The sequence below is a fragment of the Fulvivirga kasyanovii genome, assembly GCF_009711405.1.
In the GTDB taxonomy this organism is placed as follows: Bacteria; Bacteroidota; Bacteroidia; order Cytophagales; family Cyclobacteriaceae; genus Fulvivirga; species Fulvivirga kasyanovii.
Genome location: NZ_SMLW01000090.1, coordinates 1 through 598 on the forward strand (window position 1 = coordinate 1; position 598 = coordinate 598).

1 protein-coding gene is annotated in these 598 nt (G+C 45.0%); it reads left to right on the plus strand.

What is annotated here, in order from left to right; translation table 11 throughout:
- Positions 1-598, plus strand: a 598-nt coding sequence (locus E1163_RS30120; protein ID WP_425482656.1) for an RHS repeat domain-containing protein, incomplete at both ends; no start/stop codon positions are given.

The window sequence follows — 598 nt, forward strand, 5'->3', positions numbered from 1 at the left end:
CTGGGTTACGGAGTCTGCACAAGGCGGCTACAGCGTAAACAACATCAACTATGACCTTAACGGCAACATCCAAAGCCTGAACCGGCAATCGATAGAAGAAGACCTGCGCACCATAGATGCTTTGACCTACAGCTATGCCAAAGGCGGCAACCAGCTTACGGCCGTAAGCGATGCAGCAGGCTGGGAAGGCTTTGCAGATAAAAACACGGATGATGATGACTATGGGTATGATGCCAATGGCAACCTGGCAAAAGACAAGAACAAAGGGATAGAGAAGATAGTATACAACCACCTGAACCTACCGGAAAAAGTTATTAAGTCGGATGGACAATACATCAAATATATATACGATGCCACCGGAACCAAGCGGGCGCAGGAAGTTTATGATGCCAAGGGTAAGCTGGTAAAGAAAACGGAGTATATAGGAGAATTTATTTATGAGACCGATGCCGATGGCAATACAAAACTCCAACTGATCCAGCATGAAGAAGGAAGGATAGTAAAGGATGAAACTACAGGAGATTTTGAATACCAGTACCATTTAAAAGACCACTTGGGAAATACAAGGCTGACCTTTACGACGAAACCGAAGACAATC